The organism is Gardnerella swidsinskii (assembly GCF_023277705.1).
GTDB lineage: Bacteria > Actinomycetota > Actinomycetes > Actinomycetales > Bifidobacteriaceae > Bifidobacterium > Bifidobacterium swidsinskii.
Map to the genome: position 1 here is coordinate 912,461 of NZ_CP083176.1, position 17,617 is coordinate 930,077.

13 protein-coding genes are annotated in these 17,617 nt (G+C 44.5%); 9 read left to right on the top strand and 4 right to left on the bottom strand.

Going from position 1 to position 17,617, the window contains the following annotated elements:
* Window positions 1-142: 142 nt before the first annotated feature.
* The 5 genes from K9E37_RS03515 (at window position 143) to K9E37_RS03535 (ending at window position 7,462) form a co-directional block, all read left to right on the top strand.
* Complete coding sequence (locus tag K9E37_RS03515) at window positions 143-1,921, top strand: ammonium transporter (protein ID WP_012913714.1); 1,779 nt, start codon at window positions 143-145, stop codon at window positions 1,919-1,921.
* A gap of 419 nt (window positions 1,922-2,340) precedes the next feature.
* A complete protein-coding gene (locus K9E37_RS03520) occupies window positions 2,341-3,702 on the top strand; it encodes an MATE family efflux transporter (protein ID WP_102155557.1) in 1,362 nt (453 codons plus the stop codon).
* A gap of 65 nt (window positions 3,703-3,767) precedes the next feature.
* A complete protein-coding gene (gene dnaB / locus K9E37_RS03525) occupies window positions 3,768-5,228 on the top strand; it encodes a replicative DNA helicase (RefSeq protein WP_032835455.1) in 1,461 nt (486 codons plus the stop codon).
* A 15-nt stretch (window positions 5,229-5,243) separates the two neighbouring features.
* Window positions 5,244-6,662, top strand: a complete 1,419-nt coding sequence (locus tag K9E37_RS03530) for a Mur ligase family protein (protein ID WP_102155556.1) — start codon at window positions 5,244-5,246, stop codon at window positions 6,660-6,662.
* A 5-nt stretch (window positions 6,663-6,667) separates the two neighbouring features.
* The gene (locus K9E37_RS03535; RefSeq protein WP_102155554.1) at window positions 6,668-7,462 is read left to right on the top strand and encodes a type 1 glutamine amidotransferase; all 795 of its coding nucleotides are present in this window, start codon (window positions 6,668-6,670) and stop codon (window positions 7,460-7,462) included.
* Between the two features lie 138 nt (window positions 7,463-7,600).
* Here the strand turns inward: K9E37_RS03535 and upp are convergent, their stop codons facing one another.
* The 4 genes from upp to K9E37_RS03555 all read right to left on the bottom strand — a co-directional run bounded on the left by upp (window position 7,601) and on the right by K9E37_RS03555 (window position 13,273).
* Window positions 7,601-8,239 carry a uracil phosphoribosyltransferase gene (upp, locus tag K9E37_RS03540; protein ID WP_102155552.1) on the bottom strand — a complete coding sequence of 213 codons (639 nt, stop codon included), beginning with the start codon at window positions 8,237-8,239 and terminating at the stop codon, window positions 7,601-7,603.
* A 311-nt stretch (window positions 8,240-8,550) separates the two neighbouring features.
* Window positions 8,551-9,204 carry a thymidine phosphorylase gene (locus K9E37_RS03545; protein WP_102155550.1) on the bottom strand — a complete coding sequence of 218 codons (654 nt, stop codon included), beginning with the start codon at window positions 9,202-9,204 and terminating at the stop codon, window positions 8,551-8,553.
* A 46-nt stretch (window positions 9,205-9,250) separates the two neighbouring features.
* Complete coding sequence (locus tag K9E37_RS03550) at window positions 9,251-10,465, bottom strand: NUDIX hydrolase (protein WP_174182789.1); 1,215 nt, start codon at window positions 10,463-10,465, stop codon at window positions 9,251-9,253.
* Between the two features lie 570 nt (window positions 10,466-11,035).
* Window positions 11,036-13,273 (bottom strand): RNA degradosome polyphosphate kinase, encoded by a 2,238-nt coding sequence (locus tag K9E37_RS03555; RefSeq protein ID WP_004110091.1) that lies wholly within the window; start codon window positions 13,271-13,273, stop codon window positions 11,036-11,038.
* A gap of 662 nt (window positions 13,274-13,935) precedes the next feature.
* Here K9E37_RS03555 and K9E37_RS03560 point away from each other — a divergent pair.
* The 4 genes from K9E37_RS03560 (at window position 13,936) to K9E37_RS03575 (ending at window position 17,600) form a co-directional block, all read left to right on the top strand.
* The gene (locus tag K9E37_RS03560; protein ID WP_012913721.1) at window positions 13,936-14,667 is read left to right on the top strand and encodes an MIP/aquaporin family protein; all 732 of its coding nucleotides are present in this window, start codon (window positions 13,936-13,938) and stop codon (window positions 14,665-14,667) included.
* Window positions 14,668-14,878: 211 nt separating this feature from the next.
* A complete protein-coding gene (locus K9E37_RS03565) occupies window positions 14,879-15,928 on the top strand; it encodes a glutamyl-Q tRNA(Asp) synthetase (protein WP_248893600.1) in 1,050 nt (349 codons plus the stop codon).
* Window positions 15,929-15,962: 34 nt separating this feature from the next.
* Window positions 15,963-16,763, top strand: a complete 801-nt coding sequence (locus K9E37_RS03570; RefSeq protein ID WP_004110083.1) for a YggS family pyridoxal phosphate-dependent enzyme — start codon at window positions 15,963-15,965, stop codon at window positions 16,761-16,763.
* A 21-nt stretch (window positions 16,764-16,784) separates the two neighbouring features.
* Complete coding sequence (locus tag K9E37_RS03575; protein ID WP_004110082.1) at window positions 16,785-17,600, top strand: fumarylacetoacetate hydrolase family protein; 816 nt, start codon at window positions 16,785-16,787, stop codon at window positions 17,598-17,600.
* The last annotated feature ends 17 nt before the right edge of the window (window positions 17,601-17,617 follow it).

A 17,617-nucleotide genomic window follows, 5' to 3' on the forward strand; every position in this document is an offset into this window, starting at 1 on the left:
GCATGAGTGGTAGTTTTTAATGTTCCACTAAAGTCTTTATGAGTTTTGGCTATAAGAGTTTCTCGGTACAATAGTTATATAAAGTAATACTTAAGCTGCAATGATGTTATTGTTGCGCTGTTTCAAATAATTGAGGTGAAAAATGACCACAATGGATCCGCAATGGGCATTGTTGGCTGGCGCGTTGGTGTTTATTATTACGCCGGGTATTGCCCTGTTCTATGGAGGCCGTGAACGCGCTACTTCCATGGTGAATATGATGATGCTTTCAGCTGGCGCTATTGCTGTAACCACACTGGTTTGGACGCTGTGGGGATGGTCGTTAGCTTTTGCTGGCAAAGATATGGCTGGTGGTGTTATAGGTGATCCATTGAGTGGTTTGCTATTCCGTGATTCGATGGTGGCAGATCATGGTGTGTTTACGTCTATGGACGCAAATTCCGGATTATCTGGCGGCATTCCTGCAGCTTTTCGTTTAGCATGTGCTGTTGTTGCAGTAGCGCTTATTACTGGAGCTCTAGCCGGTCGAGTGCGTTACGCTATTTGGCTTATTTTCGTAGCTGTGTGGATTACTTTAGTATTCGCTCCATTAGCACATATGGTGTGCGGTGGTGGATTGCTTTCGCCTAATGGTGCTATTTCACAGGCGTTAGGTATTTCAGTGCATGACTTCGCGGGTGGCTCTATATTGCATATTGCTGCGGCTGTTTCGGCTTTTGCAATTGTTATGATTATTGGCGGACATGCTCACTTCCCTCTTAAGCGTTTTGTTTTGCATATTAAGAATGTTGCGCATACGAGTGGCAATGCTAATTCTGGAGCTACTAATTCGCGTAATCCTAAAAGTCGTTTATCGCGCGCATTGTGGGCTGATGTTGAGCATGCTAAAAATGCTGCTAGTGAGACTGTTGTCTCTCCAGTTGCTACAGTGACTGAGGTTGCTGCTGAATCCACTGCAACGCAGTCGGCCGTTGAAAATGGTGTTGCTGCTCGCCATCCGCATAATGTTCCTTTCGTTATGCTTGGCGTTTTCTTGATTTGGTTCGGTTGGCTTGGGTTAATGATTGGTTCTTCTGCAGGCGTTCCTGGAGTTGCAGGTTATGCTTGGGTGAGTTCCACAATAACTGCTTCTGCTTCAATGCTTGCCTGGGGTGTGACTGAACGTTTACACTCTGGATGCTTTACTGCTTTGGGAGCTGCGTCTGGTGTTATGGCTGGATTGGCTGCAAGTGCTGCAGCCGCGGATGTTATTGCTCCATTGTGGGCTTTAGTTTTGGGTGTTCTTTCTGGTGTTATTACTTCTCTAGTGACTCACTCTCGTACTTTTGTGCGCTACGATGGTGCCTTGCATGTAGTTAGCGTGAATGGTGTTGCTGCGCTTATTGGTGTGCTTGCAGTAGGCTTATTTGCTGATGGTTCTGGATTACTTGCTGTTGGTGATTGGCATCAGTTAGTTGCACAACTGTGCTTAATTGGGATTACGGTGCTTTATGCAGGTGCTGTAACTGCAGTATTAGCTTTTGTTCTTGAAAAGCTTTTTGGATGGCGTATTTCGGAAGCTAAGGAACGTAAGGGCGTTGATTTGGTTGATCAAGGAGAGCGTGCTTACGATTTTTCTTCTATTGCACAAAGTCATGATGGCGCTGTAGTTGCTGTTGCAGATGATGATGCAAATAAAACTCAAATGGCTGTTCTTACTTCTGTTGATATTGATATGGGTGAAAACGAGGTTGAACAATCTGATTTTATGGTTAATCAATCTGAGGCAAATCCTGAGCAAGGCGATTCTGAGGTTGATTCTAAATCTGAAGTTGAGCAAAAAGAGTCTTCTTCTGAAGAAGAGTTTGAAACTGTAAAAAAAGATGAATCATCGCAAAAGAATAAAAAAACAGAAAAACGAAATAATAGTGCTAAAGAATAGACGCATGTGCGTAAGCGTTATGATTTAGCAGCAAGTTCGAATTATGTTGGTATAAACCGCATGTCTTATCTAAGATATGCGGTTTTGCTATTTTTGCTAATTTAAAATCAAGTTTTCAATTAATAAGTTATTTTTAGTGAATAAGTTATTCATATGACACGCACGAATTGCTTGATGTGGATAAAAAAGATAAGTTATCCACATTTTAGGCGTGTCTACGTGGATATCACACAAATTTATCCACATAGTGGGGATAACATTGTGGATATCCTGCGGATAACTTTTTAAAATAATATTTTTATTTGCGATTTACGCATATTTGTGTTACTTCACTCGCAATTGCTTTTGCATAAAATTTGTTAGCATATTGCAATTTTCTTTTATGCAAGCGTGACAAAGTAGCAGTAGAATGAAGCATTATGACAAATCAAAAGTTGGACAACCAGAACAAAAAAGACGTACTGCGCAATATTTGGCTACTAGCTGTACCGACTTTTGGACAGCTCATATCTGAGCCGGCATTTGTACTCATTGACACTGCTATTATTGGTCATATTGGCAAAAGTGCTCTAGCGGGTCTTTCTATTGGATCAACGGTACTTCTTACTACTACAGGTCTTTGCTTATTTTTGGCTTACAACACAACTTCACAGGTTGCGCGTCTTTTAGGCGCAGGTAAGCGTCAAGAAGGTTTTAGCATTGGAATGGATGGATTGTGGCTTGCATTATTGCTTGGCATAATTCTTACAGTCATACTTATTTTTGCCGCTGAACCGTTATGCTACGCAATAGGCGCGCGTGGCTCTACGTTGCAAAATGCTATTGTGTACACACAAATGGTTATGCCTGGATTGCCTGCGATGCTACTCGTATATGCAGCAAATGGCATATTTCGCGGTCTTTGCAACGTGCGCATAACATTATTTGCTGCTGTAAGTGGAGCTGTTCTAAATACTATTCTCGATATAATCGCAGTATTTGGTCTCAACATGGGAATTGCTGGTTCTGGTATTGCAACAATGATTGCGCAATGGTATATGGGACTTGTTCTCACTATTCCTGCAATTATTTGGGCTACTCAAAGTGGTGCGCGTCTCAAACCACATTTCCAGCATATTCTACATTCTGCTGGAACTGGTATGCCTTTGTTTGTTCGTACACTTGCATTGCGCGTGTGCATGGTAGCTACGGTTGTTACTGCGACCCATCTCGGCACCAATACTCTCGCTGCGTATCAGGTTGCTAATTCCTGTTGGAATTTTGTTATGAATATTTTGGATGCAATTGGTATTGCTGCGCAGACTATTGTTGCTGCAGCGCTAGGTGCAGGCTGTCGTAAGCGCGCAGGAATGATTACGCGTATTTGTGCTCAAGTGGGAGCTGTAAGCAGCGTAGGAGTCGGTTTATTCATGATTTTCGTGGGTTGGAGTTGCGCGCCACTATTTAGTCAGCATACAGATATTCAGTTTTTAATTTCTGTAGGCATGACAATATTAGGATTGTTCTTGCCTCTTGCTGGATGGATGTGGGCACTAGATGGCGTATTAATTGGCGCAGGTGATCACCGTTACTTAGCAAAAGCTTGCTCAGTAATGGCTGCTGTGTATTTAACATTTTTGGCGCTCACAAGCGTTTTTGATGTCGTCGTCGATGCTAATGACGTGGTAAGAACTATTACTTTATGGGTTGTTTTAAATGCTGTTTATATTGGGGGGCGTGCAATAGGCAATAGTTTGCGCATAAGAAATGATACGTGGATGGATTCTGCGCTAAAAATGTAAATAAAGTTTTGTGTTAATGCATTTACGTTTTTTCATAATACGTGCGCGCGTTTATACTCGTTTTTATGGCAGATAATGATATGTGGCAATCTACTAAAGGCAATGTTATCCGCGCAGGGAGCAATCGTGGTGGCAATGGTGACGCCTCTGCATATGGTTCTGGCGTTGCAAATCGTGGTGCTGAAGTAGGTGCTACGTTGTTTGATCGTGTGCCTCCTCACGATGTTGATGCAGAAATGGCTGTGCTTGGCGGAATGCTTATGAGCAAAGATGCTATTGGCGAAGTGTCTCAATTGCTTGAAACATCAGATTTTTATTTACCGCAGCACCAAACAATTTATGATGCTATTCTTACGCTTTTTGCAGGATCCCAGCCTGTTGATGTTGTGCTTGTAGCTAACGAATTAATGAAAGATGGAAATCTCGATAAAGTTGGCGGAGCTGACTATTTGCACAGCCTAGTAGCTTCTGTGCCAACAGCCGCAAACGCAATGTACTACGCAGATATTGTGCACCAAAATGCTGTTCTTCGTAACGTTATTACTGCTGGCACAAAAATTGCGCAAATGGGCTATTCTGCTTCCGGAGCGCAAGCAGAAGATATTGTAAATCTTGCGCAATCAGAAGTGTATGAGATGAGTGCCGGCAAAGTGCGTCAAGATTACGTTGCTATTGGCCCAGTTTTGCAAAATACACTTGATCAGCTAGATAAAATGCAAAATCACGAACTTGAACAAGGTGTACCGACTGGATTTAGAGATATTGACGAAGTTACTCAAGGTTTGCAACCTGGCCAAATGATTGTTGTTGCTGGTCGTCCAGCTATGGGTAAGTCAACACTTGGTATTGATTTTGCGCGCTCGGCGGCGCTACACCACAATATGACGTCTATTGTATTCTCTCTAGAAATGAGCAAAGTGGAATTGGCTCAGCGCATTATTGCTGCAGAAACTAATATTCCGCTTGCTGCTATGCGAAGAGCGGAAGATATTACTCCAGATCGTTGGAATACTCTTAATACTTTTTGGACAAAAATGCAAAACGCTCCGCTTTTTATTGATGACAGTCCAAATATGAGCTTGATGGAAATTCGCGCAAAATGCCGTCGTTTGAAGCAAACTAATGATCTGAAACTGGTAGTTATTGATTACCTTCAGCTGATGAGTTCCGGCAAGCGCGTGGAAAGTCGTCAGCAGGAAGTTTCAGAATTCTCGCGTGCGCTGAAGCTTCTTGCTAAAGAGCTTGAAGTGCCAGTTGTGGCTTTGAGCCAGCTTAACCGCGGACCGGAAATGCGAAACGACAAGAAGCCACAGCTTTCAGATTTGCGCGAATCTGGTTCTATTGAGCAGGATGCTGACGTGGTGTTCCTTGTGCATCGCCCTGATTTTTACAATAAGGAAGATCGCCCAGGCGAAGCCGATATCATTATGGCAAAGCATCGTAACGGCCCTACTGACACGTTTAATCTTGCCTTCTTGGGTGCAACTTCCAAGTTCATGGATATGCCGCAAGACTACCAGCAATAAGGGGTGTGATTTAGTATGTCAAGCCGCGACCATAAATCGCATAAAAAGTTGCGCCGAAATTTGCATAAGCATTGGTACAGTTTTGCAATGCCTGCTGTTGGTAAACTTGTTTGCGCTCTTTCTAGGGTGCTACATCATGGCGGAAGCGCATTGCCGGGTAAAGTTATTGAAAGCCTCGATTCTGGCTTTCTAGCGCGCACTCTTGCATCATTGCCGTACGGAATAGTTCTTATTTCCGGAACTAATGGCAAAACTACCACAACGCGTATGGTAACTTCTATGCTGCGCGACGCAGGGCTTAATGTATTTACTAATCCAACCGGTTCAAACTTTACTAGAGGAGTAGTTGCGGCTCTTGCTAAAACAATGCCTGCTTTTGGCACAAAACTAAATGCGGATATTGCAGTTTTAGAGCTCGACGAAGCGTACGCAGTGCATTTTGTAAATCAAATCAAGCCTCGCTACTCTTTATTGCTAAACGTTATGCGAGATCAGCTCGACCGATTCGGCGAAATTGATACAACTGCAAAACTATTAAGCAACGTAGCTGCTGCAACTGAAGGAACAGTAGTGCTAAATCGCGAAGATCCACGTATTTGCGGGCTTGCAAAAGTTGTTCCTTCCGGGACTTGTGTGCGGTATTTTGGTTTGGATGACGCAGTAAAAAGCATGTTCCCAACGGATGATGATTTGCACAATACTGCCGAAAAAAGCGAAAATTGCGAAGATACTGCAGAAAGCAAGGCTAACAATCTTCCTAAAGCAGACGTTGTGCTTTCAAAAGTCGGAGACCATGAGGCCGAGTTTATACTTGATGGCAAGAGTAAAACCACATCTGTAAAACTCGACGGCGCTTACAACATTTTCAACGCTGCTGCAGCAGCAACAGTAGTTCGCGCTATCTTGGCGGACGCTAAAAAACAAAATTCTACGCTGCAAAAATTCGACGACGACGCGCTTATGGAAGCGATTTCGCACGTAACTCCTGCTTTTGGTAGAGGAGAAGTAATTGAAGTTAATGGCGCTCCTGTTGAGCTTGTTTTAGTGAAGAATCCTATTGGTTTTAGACTTGCGATTGCTTCGGACCATCCGCAAAATCACGATACCATGATTGCAATTTGTGACGAATACGCTGACGGTAGAGATATGAGCTGGCTGTGGGACGTTGATTTTGCAAGCTTTAGTGGCACTGGAGTTGCGTGTGTTTCGGGCACTCGCGCATGGGATATGGCTTTGCGGTTGCAATACGATAAGGTTGAGGCTCGCAATGTGAATACGGATTTGGAAGAAGATGCTAAAGCTTTTGTAAATGGCGATTTTAGTGGCAATACTAAAAATGCTAAGCGCATATATTGCACGTATACTGCTATGCTTCGCGTGCGCGCTGCTTTAGCACAACTTGCAGAAGTTAAAGACGTTGGAGTTGGGAAGTAATTGTCATGAATGGTTCCAGTGATATTAGTAAAGCAAATGCTACTTGTGAAGAAAATCGCGTGCTAGATATTGTGTCGTTGTACCCGAAAGACATGAATATTTACGGGGACTACGGGAATGTGCTTACGATTATGCGCCGAGCGGAATTGTATGGCTACGAGCCTGTGCTACACGAGTACAATGTTGGCGATTTATGGCCAGAACACGTGGATATGATTCTTGGCGGCGGCGGTCAAGATCATGGTCAAAGCAGAGTCACTGAAGATTTATTTGCGCGAGCAGACGCGATTCGTGGGCTTGCAAAAGATGGCGTTCCAATGCTTATGATTTGTGGGCTTTACCAGCTTTTTGGAAAGTATTTTGAAACCGTTGAAGGTCAAAAGCTTAAAGGAATTGGAATACTTGGCGAGCATACGGTTGGTCAAGATGTGCGCATGATTGGAAATCTTGTGGAACATAGCGACGATTTTGGCGATATTGTGGGCTACGAGAATCATTCTGGGCGCACAAGCTTGGAGGGTGATACTCATCCACTTGGCTCGGTTGATAGTGAAAATTGCGGTAATAATGGCAAGGATCACACGGAAGGAGCGCGCAAATACAATGTTATTGGAACGTATATGCACGGCTCAGTTTTGCCGAAAAATCCGCGTCTGGCTGACTTTTTAATCCGTACTGCTGCGCAAAATCGTTACGGCGAATTTTCGCCAAAGCAAACTGATGCTCAACGCGCGGAGCTTGCGAAACTAGACGAATTAGCAGAGCGCGCTCGCGAAGTGGCCGTAACTCGTCCTCGGTAAGAGATTTATCTGCGCTAAAATTTGTTAACGCTAAACACAAAAGCCTGCTGAAGTTGCAAAGTGTTGCAAATCAGCAGGCTTTTTGTAGTTTTGATTTTAGCTTTTATATTCTAGCTTTCGCTTGATTTGGTGAGTGTATTAGTCAATCAAACCATACAAGCGATCGCCAGCGTCGCCAAGACCTGGAACGATATAAGATTTGTCGTTCAAATGCTCGTCAACAGCGCAAACAACAACCTTAAAATCAATGGAAGGATCAAGTTCCTTCTCCAAGCGCTCTAAGCCTTCTGGGGCTGCCAAAATGTTAATAGCAGTAACATCCTTAGCGCCGCGCTCAGCCAAATAGTGCGTAGCGGCAATAAGAGTACCACCAGTGGCAAGCATTGGGTCAAGAAGGAAGCATTGACGACCGGTCAAATCTTCTGGCAAACGGTTGGCATAAGTGATGATATCGAGCGTCTGCTCGTCGCGCTTCATGCCAAGGAATCCAACCTCAGCGGTTGGAAGAAGGCGAGTCATGCCGTCGAGCATGCCAAGACCAGCGCGCAAAACCGGCACAACCATTGGGCGTGGGCGGTTCAAATGCTTGCCAGTCATCTTGCAAATAGGAGTTTCAATCTCGCGATCGCTAACTTCCAAATTGCGGGTTGCTTCGTATGCTTCGAGGGTTACCAATTCGGAAACCAACTCGCGGAAAATATTAGAAGGTGTATTCTTATCACGCAAAACGGTGAGCTTGTGGTCCACCAGCGGATGATGTAAAACATGAAGATCCATACCTTCTAGGGTAATGCAAGCATGGCATGTTAAGCTATCGGCGTGCCGTTATTTTTGCGCAAAATATAAACAAATGTGAGTAAAAATATATTTTATCTAAAATTAGCTAGCAAAATCTAAAATCTAAAATATAAAATCTAAAATTCGAGATTCAGAGCAGAAACGATACTGACTTGCGAAAGCGCCTGTCGGCGCAAACGCCGCTCGCAGCGGCAAAAAATGGAGCCCGGGGCTTAAACACAAGCCAGCATCATTTTGAGTATACCTTGTTTTCTATTTTCACGCGCCGCACAATTTTAATCGCAAATAATTTATTCCAACTTTCCTGCGCGCCATAATTTCGCTCCATGAGCAAAAGATAACGAAAGTGCGTGCATATTTGCGGAGATATGCAAAACTTTTGCAATTTTCTGCGTGTGCATTGTATTTGCTTGCTCATCTAACTTTTTTGCGTAAACTCGCATTCCGCGCGCAATAATCGAAGTAAAAGCTGAAGCGCGGTAAAGAGCTACGGCAAAATCGCCTGTAAAAGCACCAGAAAGAATAGAGTCTGCAAGTTGCGCAATATCTTCTCCGGTAGGAGCGTCGTCAATTCCTGTAATAGCCGAAGCGCTTGTTGTTTCAGGCTCGCCAAGACTCCAGTACTCGGCGTAAGCTTCGCGCTGCTTTCGTAGAGACATGCGCAGTAAGTACAGTCGCCACAACATTCCAGGAAGAGACTCAGCCTCCGCGTGACTCCACAAATCTGCAATAACTTCAATGCCTTCATTTTCAACTAAATTCAGCACGCGTTCAACGATTTCCGGCGACTGCGTTTTATGAACGCGGTTAAGCAAAACTGCAGCGGAAGTGTGGCTAATTTCGTTTACAACCTGCGGATCCGTGCCGCCTTCAATCTGCGCGAGCATTGCAGGATCCATTTGTGCAGGTCGGCTTGGGCGTGAAGCTCCTGTAGGGCTTGGCATAAAAGCAGATCTGCTTGAATGAATAGAACTCGATTGAGAATTTAAACTAGTAGACACTTGGCAGAACCTTTTCAATATCAATAATGCGAGCACCCTTAGGAGTACTAATTATGTGCAAAACTATTGCGCTTCCTGTAGGCATGTATGGAGATTTTTGGCTGAGTATGCGCTTGTGTGCTCTAGGTTTTGTTATTTCGCGCAAATAATCGAAGAAAGTGCCAATCACTGGGCGGTGCAAGCACATGACGGTTGCGTTGTTGGATGCGATTGCGCTGTTGGCTGTGCTTACATTGCTAGTTTTACTTGTATTTTGTGCGTTGCACTCAAGATTTTGTATTTCGTTTATAAGCACAGACAATGTAGATTTTGGTTGTTTCTCGTGATGGTCTTCAGTAAGTTCCGCAACCTGTTCTATTTGAAGTGAAGAGTCGTGCGCAAAAGCCGCAACCGTTTCAACGCAACGTTTCCAAGGTGACGATATGATTTTATTCGGCGCGTAGCAGGCAAGCTCGCGTCCTAGAGCGTATGATGCGGCTGCTCCAAGAGGTGTGATTGGTCGAGTCGCTTCGCTTCCTTGCCAAGTTTTTCGAGACTCAGCTTTTCCGTGACGCACTAGAAGCAACGTGCTGTATTCTGCTTTACCTGCGTGGAGCTTTTCTAAGAAAGCGTCTAGCACTTCACGGTCGCTATCGTGCGTAAGCTTTTTTCGCGCTTGAGAAGGAGTAAGCCATAAAACATTGCCAATTTCAGTAGGTTTTGCTGGCTTAATTGGTCCGAAAGCAGGGAGACGCTTTGCTGCAGTTGGCTTGTCGATTAAGCGCATCATCCAGTAGTGGATTCGCTTTATTACTTCCGGCTGAGAATTGCGATTTTGGCTGCTATTTGATGAGCTGTTCTTGGAAGATTTTTTGCCTTCGCGCTCAAGCGGATACTCTATTTTGGCAATGTGTGGGCCTAGTGTGACTGAATATCCTGTTTCTTCTCCAACTTCGCGCACGGCTGTGTGGCGATGCGATTCGTTTGGCTCATTCTTTCCTTTTGGCCAGCTCCAATCGTCATATTTAGGACGGTAGACTAGGCAAAGCTCAAAATCGTCGTCGCTAGACTTTATTGCGCTGATTGGCTTATTCGCATGGTTTGGATTTATTGCATTGCTGCCTGTTTTTGTCTCTTCATCTGCATTTGAGCTGTTTGTAGTATTGCGCTTGCGATAAATAATTCCGCCAGCTGCTTCAACGTATTGCGTCGTTACTGCACTCATATTCACTATTTTAGCGGTTTTCTTTCGCAATTTTTAGTTGTGCTTGGTTATTTATTGCAATTCGATTATTTGCTCATTTGGTTAGAATCAATTTAGTTGCTGATTTTTGTATATTTGCGCTGCTTACGTTTATCACAGTCATGACTGTGATATAAGTGTTGTTACAGTCATTTTTCTCGTTCGTAACAGTGATTTTCGTATACATGACTGTCATTTTTTGATTTTGAACGTGATTGGCTATATTTTGACAGTGATCTTATGTATTTTGACCGAGATGCGTAGATCTATGACAGTCATTCTGGCTTCCGCGACTGTGATACCACAAGTTATGACTGTGATACAGATGTGCTGAGTAAGTCAGATATTTTGTTATATAACCCAAAATTCCTAAAACTGGCAAATTATGGCGTAAAAAACTTCCTAAAACTGGCAAATGGTGCTGTAGAAATTTCGGCTATTGCCGGGAATACTTGAGATTTAGCCAGATTATAAAGGGTTAATAAACACAACAAGAGCCAGAAACATGTTACTGAATCTGGCTCTTGCTTATTGTTTATTAGTTATTTGCGATTAATTCGCGCCGCGAGGCTTGCGCGTGTGAGTATGAATCAAGTAAGCCTGGCTGTCAACGAGCGGACGGCCTTCCTTATCACGAGAATGCAAGGTATACGTGCCGTCGCCATCCATCCACCACGAAACAGTTGAATCAGCCATTTGCAAATCAATATACTGAATTAATGCTTCAACTTGATCAGGCGCAGTAATGCGAACTAGGGTTTCAACTCGACGATCAAGATTGCGGTGCATTAAATCAGCCGAGCCAATCCACACTTCTGGACCACTTGCAGGACCGTCACCAATCTGCGGGCCACAAGAATTAGCGAACGCGTAAATACGGCTGTGCTCAAGGAATCGACCAAGAATAGAACGAACGCGAATATTCTCACTCAATCCCTCAATGCCAGGCTTCAGTGAGCAAATTCCACGCTCAACAATATCAATCTTCACGCCAGCTTGAGAAGCACGGTATAAAGCGTCGATAGTTTGCTCATCAACTACGGAATTGACCTTAATCTTAATCCACGCTTCCTTGCCAGCAAGAGCTGCGGCTTCCTCGCGGCGAATACGCTGAATAATGCCAGTGCGAACGGTTCGTGGAGCTACAAGTAAGCGATGGAAGCTTGACTTTGGGGCATAACCGGAAAGCTGGTTAAACAAGCGAGTCAAATCCTGTCCGACTACAGGATCGCAAGTAAGCAACCCCAAATCAGTGTAAAGGCGAGCAGTCTTAGGATTGTAATTACCTGTGCCAACGTGGCAGTAGCGACGCAACCCTTCTGCTTCTTGGCGTACCACGAGTGAAAGCTTGCAGTGAGTCTTCAAACCAACAATGCCGTACACAACGTGAACGCCTGCGCGCTCAAGCTTACGAGCCCAAGCAATATTTGCGTCTTCGTCAAATCGTGCCTTAATCTCAACCAGCGCAAGTACCTGTTTGCCAGCGTGAGCTGCGTCAACAAGAGCGTCAATAATTGGCGAATTGCTAGACGTTCGATACAAAGTTTGCTTAATTGCAAGCACTTTTGGATCTGCAGCAGCCTGCGCGAGGAATGCCTGTACAGAAGTAGAGAACGAATCGTAAGGATGATGCAGCAAAATGTCATGCTCGCGAATAGAAGCGAAAATATCTTGAGCGTGGCTAGTTTCAACTTCCGCAATCTGACGGTTCGTAGTAGGAATAAACGGACGATACTTCAAATCTGGGCGGTCAAGCGCCTGCAATTCAAACAATACCGTCATATCAAGCGGCGAAGGCAAGCGATAGACTTCCTCAGGGCTTACGCGAAGTTGATTTGCAAGAAGCTGAGAAAGGAATGGGCTGGCCTCGTTAGAAATTTCCAAACGAATTGGCGGTCCAAAGCGGCGGCGAAGAAGTTCCTTCTCCATAGCGTTAAGCAAGTTTTCTGCATCGTCTTCCTCAACGTCAATATCTTCGTTACGCGTAACGCGGAAAGAGCGAGCTTCCTTAATAATCATTCCTGGGAAAAGTGATTCCAAGTGTGCTGCAATCAGCTTTTCCATAGTGATGAAGCCGTAGCGCTCTTCGCGACCTTCTTCGTCTGTTAAATCGTCAACTGGTACAAGGCGATTCAAATTATCTGGAATTTTTACGCGCGCAAAATGCGACTTTCCAGAATTTGGATTTTCGACGATAACAGCCAAGTTAATAGACTTGCCGGAAATGTATGGGAATGGGTGAGCAGGATCCACTGCAAGAGGCGTAAGAACAGGGAATACTTGCTTTTTGTAGTAATCAGACAAACGTGCTTTTTCTGATTCTGTAAGCTTATCCCAGCTGAGCAACACAATGCGCTGTTTGGCAAGCTCAGGAAGAATGTGCTCAATAACATAGTGAGCGTGCTCATCTTGACGGCGGTGAGTTACTTCACTAATAGCGCGCAATTGCTGACGAGGGCTTAAGCCGGATGCTGCAGTTACTGCTATTCCAGAATCTATTCTGCGCTTTAATCCTGCAACTCGAACCATAAAGAATTCGTCGAGATTTGACGCAAAGATAGCAGCAAAATTAGCGCGTTCAAGAAGTGGCAAATCTGTATTCTGAGCCAACTCGAGCACGCGACGATTGAACTTCAACCAGCTTAATTCTCGGTCGAAGAAACGATCTTTTGGCAACGGTAGCTCACCCTCACGAGCTTCACGCTTTTCTGCCTTTTCATCTTCGGCGATGTGTTCGGCAATTTGACCGCGCAGTATCGCCTTTGAGGGAGCGTCAAAAATTTGTACCATATTCTGTAATTGTATGCGTTGCAAGGGAAGTGCGCGACTGAGTGTCGATTTTATTGCTTGCTTTGCGCTCTAAAAATATCTTGCGACACGCCGGAGTGTGTCTCATGCGAACGTAATTTAACATGATAACCTTTGCATGTTCACAAAATGCCGCAAGAGTTGCGATTTTTCGTGTGCAATTGAACAGTAGTGACAATATGTTAACAAAGGCTAATTTGCTCTTTACTATTAGGCAAAAAACGATGATAATAATAATTACAAAAACAAAAAAGAGATAGCGGTAACCCACAAAAGTGTATGGATATGAAATCCGTGGACGTTGGACGGGATATTTAAGACTTTAACCGTTGCAACGAGGATGTTGTGAAGATGAAACCGCAGATATTGTTTTTGTAGATAAGAGGCTCGCCAAGGTGGCGGGCCTCTTTTGGTGTGAGGGCGATTTTACTATTTACGCAGACTGTCGCGCGTATAAGGGAAACTATCAAAGAATAAATGTTGGAATTCATTTTCTTAGCTTCTTTGAAAATGAGAATATATTGTGTTCCATGCTGTGCTAATCGCAATTGCGAGTTGTTGGACGATTGTTAAGCGACGAGTCGTTATTTATACGCGTGATTACGTGTGTGGAGTTTGAAACAAGTAAGAAGGATCGAAGGACCATGCAACATTCGTTTATGGCAATGTTGGCTGCAGAATTTATTGGCACTGCTATTCTCATGATTTTCGGAAACGGTGCTGTAGCAAACGTTGAATTAAAAAATACTAAAGGACACCATGCTGGCTGGCTAAATATTGCTATGGGCTACGGTTTTGGCGTGATGTTCCCAGTGCTCATGTTTGGCGGAATCTCAGGTGCGCATATCAATCCTGCTATGACAATTGCGCAAGCTGTAAACGGCATGTTCCCGTGGGCTAACGTTGCGCCTTATATTGTAGCTCAGCTTTTAGGCGCGCTGGTTGGTCAGCTTATTGTGTACGTAACTTATTTGCCGCATTACAACGAAACTGAGGAGTCAGAAGCAATTCTTGGCACTTTCTGCACTACGGATGCGTATAACAACAAAATTAACTACTTCCTTAACGAGTTCTTCGGCACGCTTGTGCTTGTTTTAGCTGCACTTTGCTGCCTTACTTCTCCTTGGGGTGAGAAGAATTTGGCTGGCGCTTCAATCGTCGTTGGCTTCGTTGTTTGGGGCTTGGTGACTTCTATGGGTGGTCCAACTGGTCCTGCTTTGAATCCTGCTCGTGATCTTATGCCGCGTTTGCTTCACGCAATTTTGCCAATTCCGCACAAGGGATCTTCTCGCTGGGGTGAAGCGTGGATTCCAGTTATTGCTCCTATTGCCGGCGCAATCTTGGGTGTGGTTATGTATAAGTCGTTATTTGCATAAAACATTTGCTTTTAACTGTGATTGATTGCGGTTTATTGCGATTGTAAGAAGCGCGTAATGCTAGTATGAATGCGTTACGCGTTTTTTATTTTGCAAGCTTATGCTTTGCAAGCTTGTGCTTATTAAGAAAAATATTGGAAAAGATTTTAAGAAAGATTTTAAGAAAGATTTTAAGAAAGATTTTAAGAAAGATTTTAAGAAAGACGAAATCATGTTTTCGAAGTCAACTATTGCAATTGGTCGTTTTGCGCCGACTCCTTCCGGGCGTATGCATATTGGAAACATGGTAGCAATGTTGGCTGCGTGGCTTTCTGCAAAATCGCAGGGTGGCCACATGCTTTTGCGTTTGGAAGATCTTGATATTGCGCGAATGCCGAAAGATGCTAGCGCGCGAGTTATTGACGATTTGAAGTGGGCTGGTCTTGATTGGGTTGGTGAGCCTACTTATCAGCATAAGCGCACTGCAATCTACCAAGAAGCTCTTGATGCGTTAGAATCTTTGCAAGATGCTGACGGAAATTCGTTGATTTACCCGTGTTTTTGCTCGCGTTCCGATATTCGTGCAATCGCAGCTCCGCAAGAAGGCGACGGTTTTATACGCTACCCGGGTACGTGCAGAAATCTGTGCAAAACTGCGGAAGGCTTGGCGCAAATCGAAAGGCGTTTGCAAAATAACCAGCAACATTCTTTGCGACTTGCAGTGCCGTCTGCTGATTCGCTGCAAGCAAATGTGAGTTTTGAAGACGCGATTTTTGGCGCGCAATCGTTTAACATTAATCGCGATTTGGGAGATATGGTGATTCGCCGCGCGGATGGCGTTTTTTCTTATCAGCTTGCGGTTGTTGTTGACGATGTTTTGAGCGGAGTAAATGATATTGTGCGCGGCCGCGATTTGCTTCGTTCGGCAGCGCTTCAAATTTGGATTGGTGAGCTGCTTGAAAAATCGGGATTTTTTGCGGCTTATGGCGTGCACTATGTGCGTCCGCAATTTGCGCATTTACCGCTGATTGATAACGCACAAGGCGAGCGACTTGCAAAAAGTAAGCACTCGCTAGACGTCGGTGCTCTTCGTGAATCTGGCTGGAGTGCCGAGCGCATGATTGGCTATTGCATGTATCTTTTGGGATACAAAAAGCTTGGTCAAAATCAGCCTGTAGATATGAGTGCCGACGATGCGCTTGCGTTATTTAAAAGCCTTGACACGCCGTGGGGTTCTGTTCGCGCAAACCTAGCCGACAAATCCGTGCCCTTCCTCGACTAAACTATGTATTTAGATTGATAGATTGGGGCAATAAATGGCATATATGGCGCAAAAAGATTTAGCGAATACTGAGGTTGATTGTGTTCGTGCGCGTCAAATTGCCGACGGCGTGCACAGCGTGCAAGACGCCATTGCTCAAGCCGAATCGCATTATGGTCGCAAAGCTGAGTCGGTTACGCTACTTGCCGCAACTAAAACGCGAGATGTTGGCGAAATTATGGCAGCGCTTAAAGCTGGGGTGAGAGTAATTGGGGAAAATCGCCCACAAGAAATCGTTGCAAAAGCCGAAATTTTACGCGCGGAAGCTGCTAGAGAAGGTTTAAGCGTTGGTGTAAACGGCGAAATTCCGCTCTACTTAATCGGTCAACTGCAAAGCAATAAAATAAACAAAGTTTTACCACTTGCAAATGGTATTCAGTCGGTTGACGGCATTGAACTTGCGCAAAAGATATCTGCTCGCGCGCAAAATTTGGGACTTTGTGTAGACGTTATGTTGGAAGTGAACGTTTCGGGAGAAGCTACGAAATCGGGGTGCGCGCCAGAACGCGCGATTGACGAAGCGTTCGCTATATCTAGTCTTCCGGCACTTAATTTGCACGGATTTATGACGCTTGGAGCGCGCGTGGATGATGAAACAATAGTGAGAAGCGGTTTCGCAAAATTGCGAGAAATTAGAGATTGTGTGAGTAAACAACTCGTGCAAGATTATGATGGAAGCTCTGTAAAATTAGAGCTTTCGATGGGAATGTCTGGTGATTTTGCGTGGGCGATTGCCGAAGGTTCAACAATGGTCAGAATCGGTTCGGCAATCTTTGGCCCACGCGCATTTGTGTAGTGTGCTGCGTAATCTTGAACTATGAGAATTGCACGTTTTTCATATAATGAAGTTCCGCAATACGCTTTCGTTCAAAAAGACAAAGCCGACGGTAAAGATTATTTAGTAGCGCTTGAAGGTCATCCTTTAAGCTCGCAAGGAGTTAAACCAACTGGTAAACGTTACGCGTTGGATGCGGATGGCGTGCGCTTGCTTGTACCTGTAATTCCTTCGAAAGTTTACGGCTTGGCAAAAAATTACGATACACGTTCCGACGATGAGCGCGCTACTTCTTCTGCGGCTTCTTCACATACTGCTGCAGATATGGTGATTTTTACAAAGCCGAGCACTTCTGTAATAGGACCTGACGATCCGATTGTTATTCCTACTTGCTCAAACGACATGAATTTTGAGCCAGAAGTGGCAGTTGTTATGGGCAAAATCGCCAAAAATGTGACGGCAGATACTGCAATGAATTACGTTTTTGGCTTTACATGCGTAAACGACGTAACTTTACGAGATTGCGCAGGAAGCGACCCAATGTGGACGCGCGCAAAAGGTTTCGACACTTCTTGCCCGCTTGGACCTTGGATTACAACCGAGCTAAATTGGCGCGATGCACATATTTCATTTACGCTTAATGGTGAAAATGTGCCAGAAGCGAGTGGCACCACAGCTCGACTTATTCACAGTATTCCTGAGCAAATTGCTGCGATTTCAAGCTTCTCAACGCTTCTTCCGGGAGATGTGATTTTGACAGGAACTCCATACCCGGCTGGGACTTTACGCGCGGGTGACGAAGCTATCGTGCACGTAGATGGCATTGGCTCTTTGCGAAACGTTGTTGTAAGTGAATAAGAGTTAAAGGAAAGGGT

Bases quoted from the DNA above. Each gene is read 5' to 3' on its own strand.
- K9E37_RS03535 (WP_102155554.1), top strand. From the start codon at position 6,668: ATGAATGGTTCCAGTGATATTAGTAAAGCAAATGCTACTTGTGAAGAA.
- upp (WP_102155552.1), bottom strand. From the start codon at position 8,239: ATGGATCTTCATGTTTTACATCATCCGCTGGTGGACCACAAGCTCACC.
- K9E37_RS03520 (WP_102155557.1), top strand. From the start codon at position 2,341: ATGACAAATCAAAAGTTGGACAACCAGAACAAAAAAGACGTACTGCGC.
- K9E37_RS03515 (WP_012913714.1), top strand. From the start codon at position 143: ATGACCACAATGGATCCGCAATGGGCATTGTTGGCTGGCGCGTTGGTG.
- K9E37_RS03555 (WP_004110091.1), bottom strand. From the start codon at position 13,273: ATGGTACAAATTTTTGACGCTCCCTCAAAGGCGATACTGCGCGGTCAA.
- K9E37_RS03565 (WP_248893600.1), top strand. From the start codon at position 14,879: ATGTTTTCGAAGTCAACTATTGCAATTGGTCGTTTTGCGCCGACTCCT.
- K9E37_RS03575 (WP_004110082.1), top strand. From the start codon at position 16,785: ATGAGAATTGCACGTTTTTCATATAATGAAGTTCCGCAATACGCTTTC.
- K9E37_RS03530 (WP_102155556.1), top strand. From the start codon at position 5,244: ATGTCAAGCCGCGACCATAAATCGCATAAAAAGTTGCGCCGAAATTTG.
- dnaB (WP_032835455.1), top strand. From the start codon at position 3,768: ATGGCAGATAATGATATGTGGCAATCTACTAAAGGCAATGTTATCCGC.
- K9E37_RS03545 (WP_102155550.1), bottom strand. From the start codon at position 9,204: ATGCCAAGCCCTACAGGAGCTTCACGCCCAAGCCGACCTGCACAAATG.
- K9E37_RS03570 (WP_004110083.1), top strand. From the start codon at position 15,963: ATGGCATATATGGCGCAAAAAGATTTAGCGAATACTGAGGTTGATTGT.
- K9E37_RS03550 (WP_174182789.1), bottom strand. From the start codon at position 10,465: ATGAGTGCAGTAACGACGCAATACGTTGAAGCAGCTGGCGGAATTATT.
- K9E37_RS03560 (WP_012913721.1), top strand. From the start codon at position 13,936: ATGCAACATTCGTTTATGGCAATGTTGGCTGCAGAATTTATTGGCACT.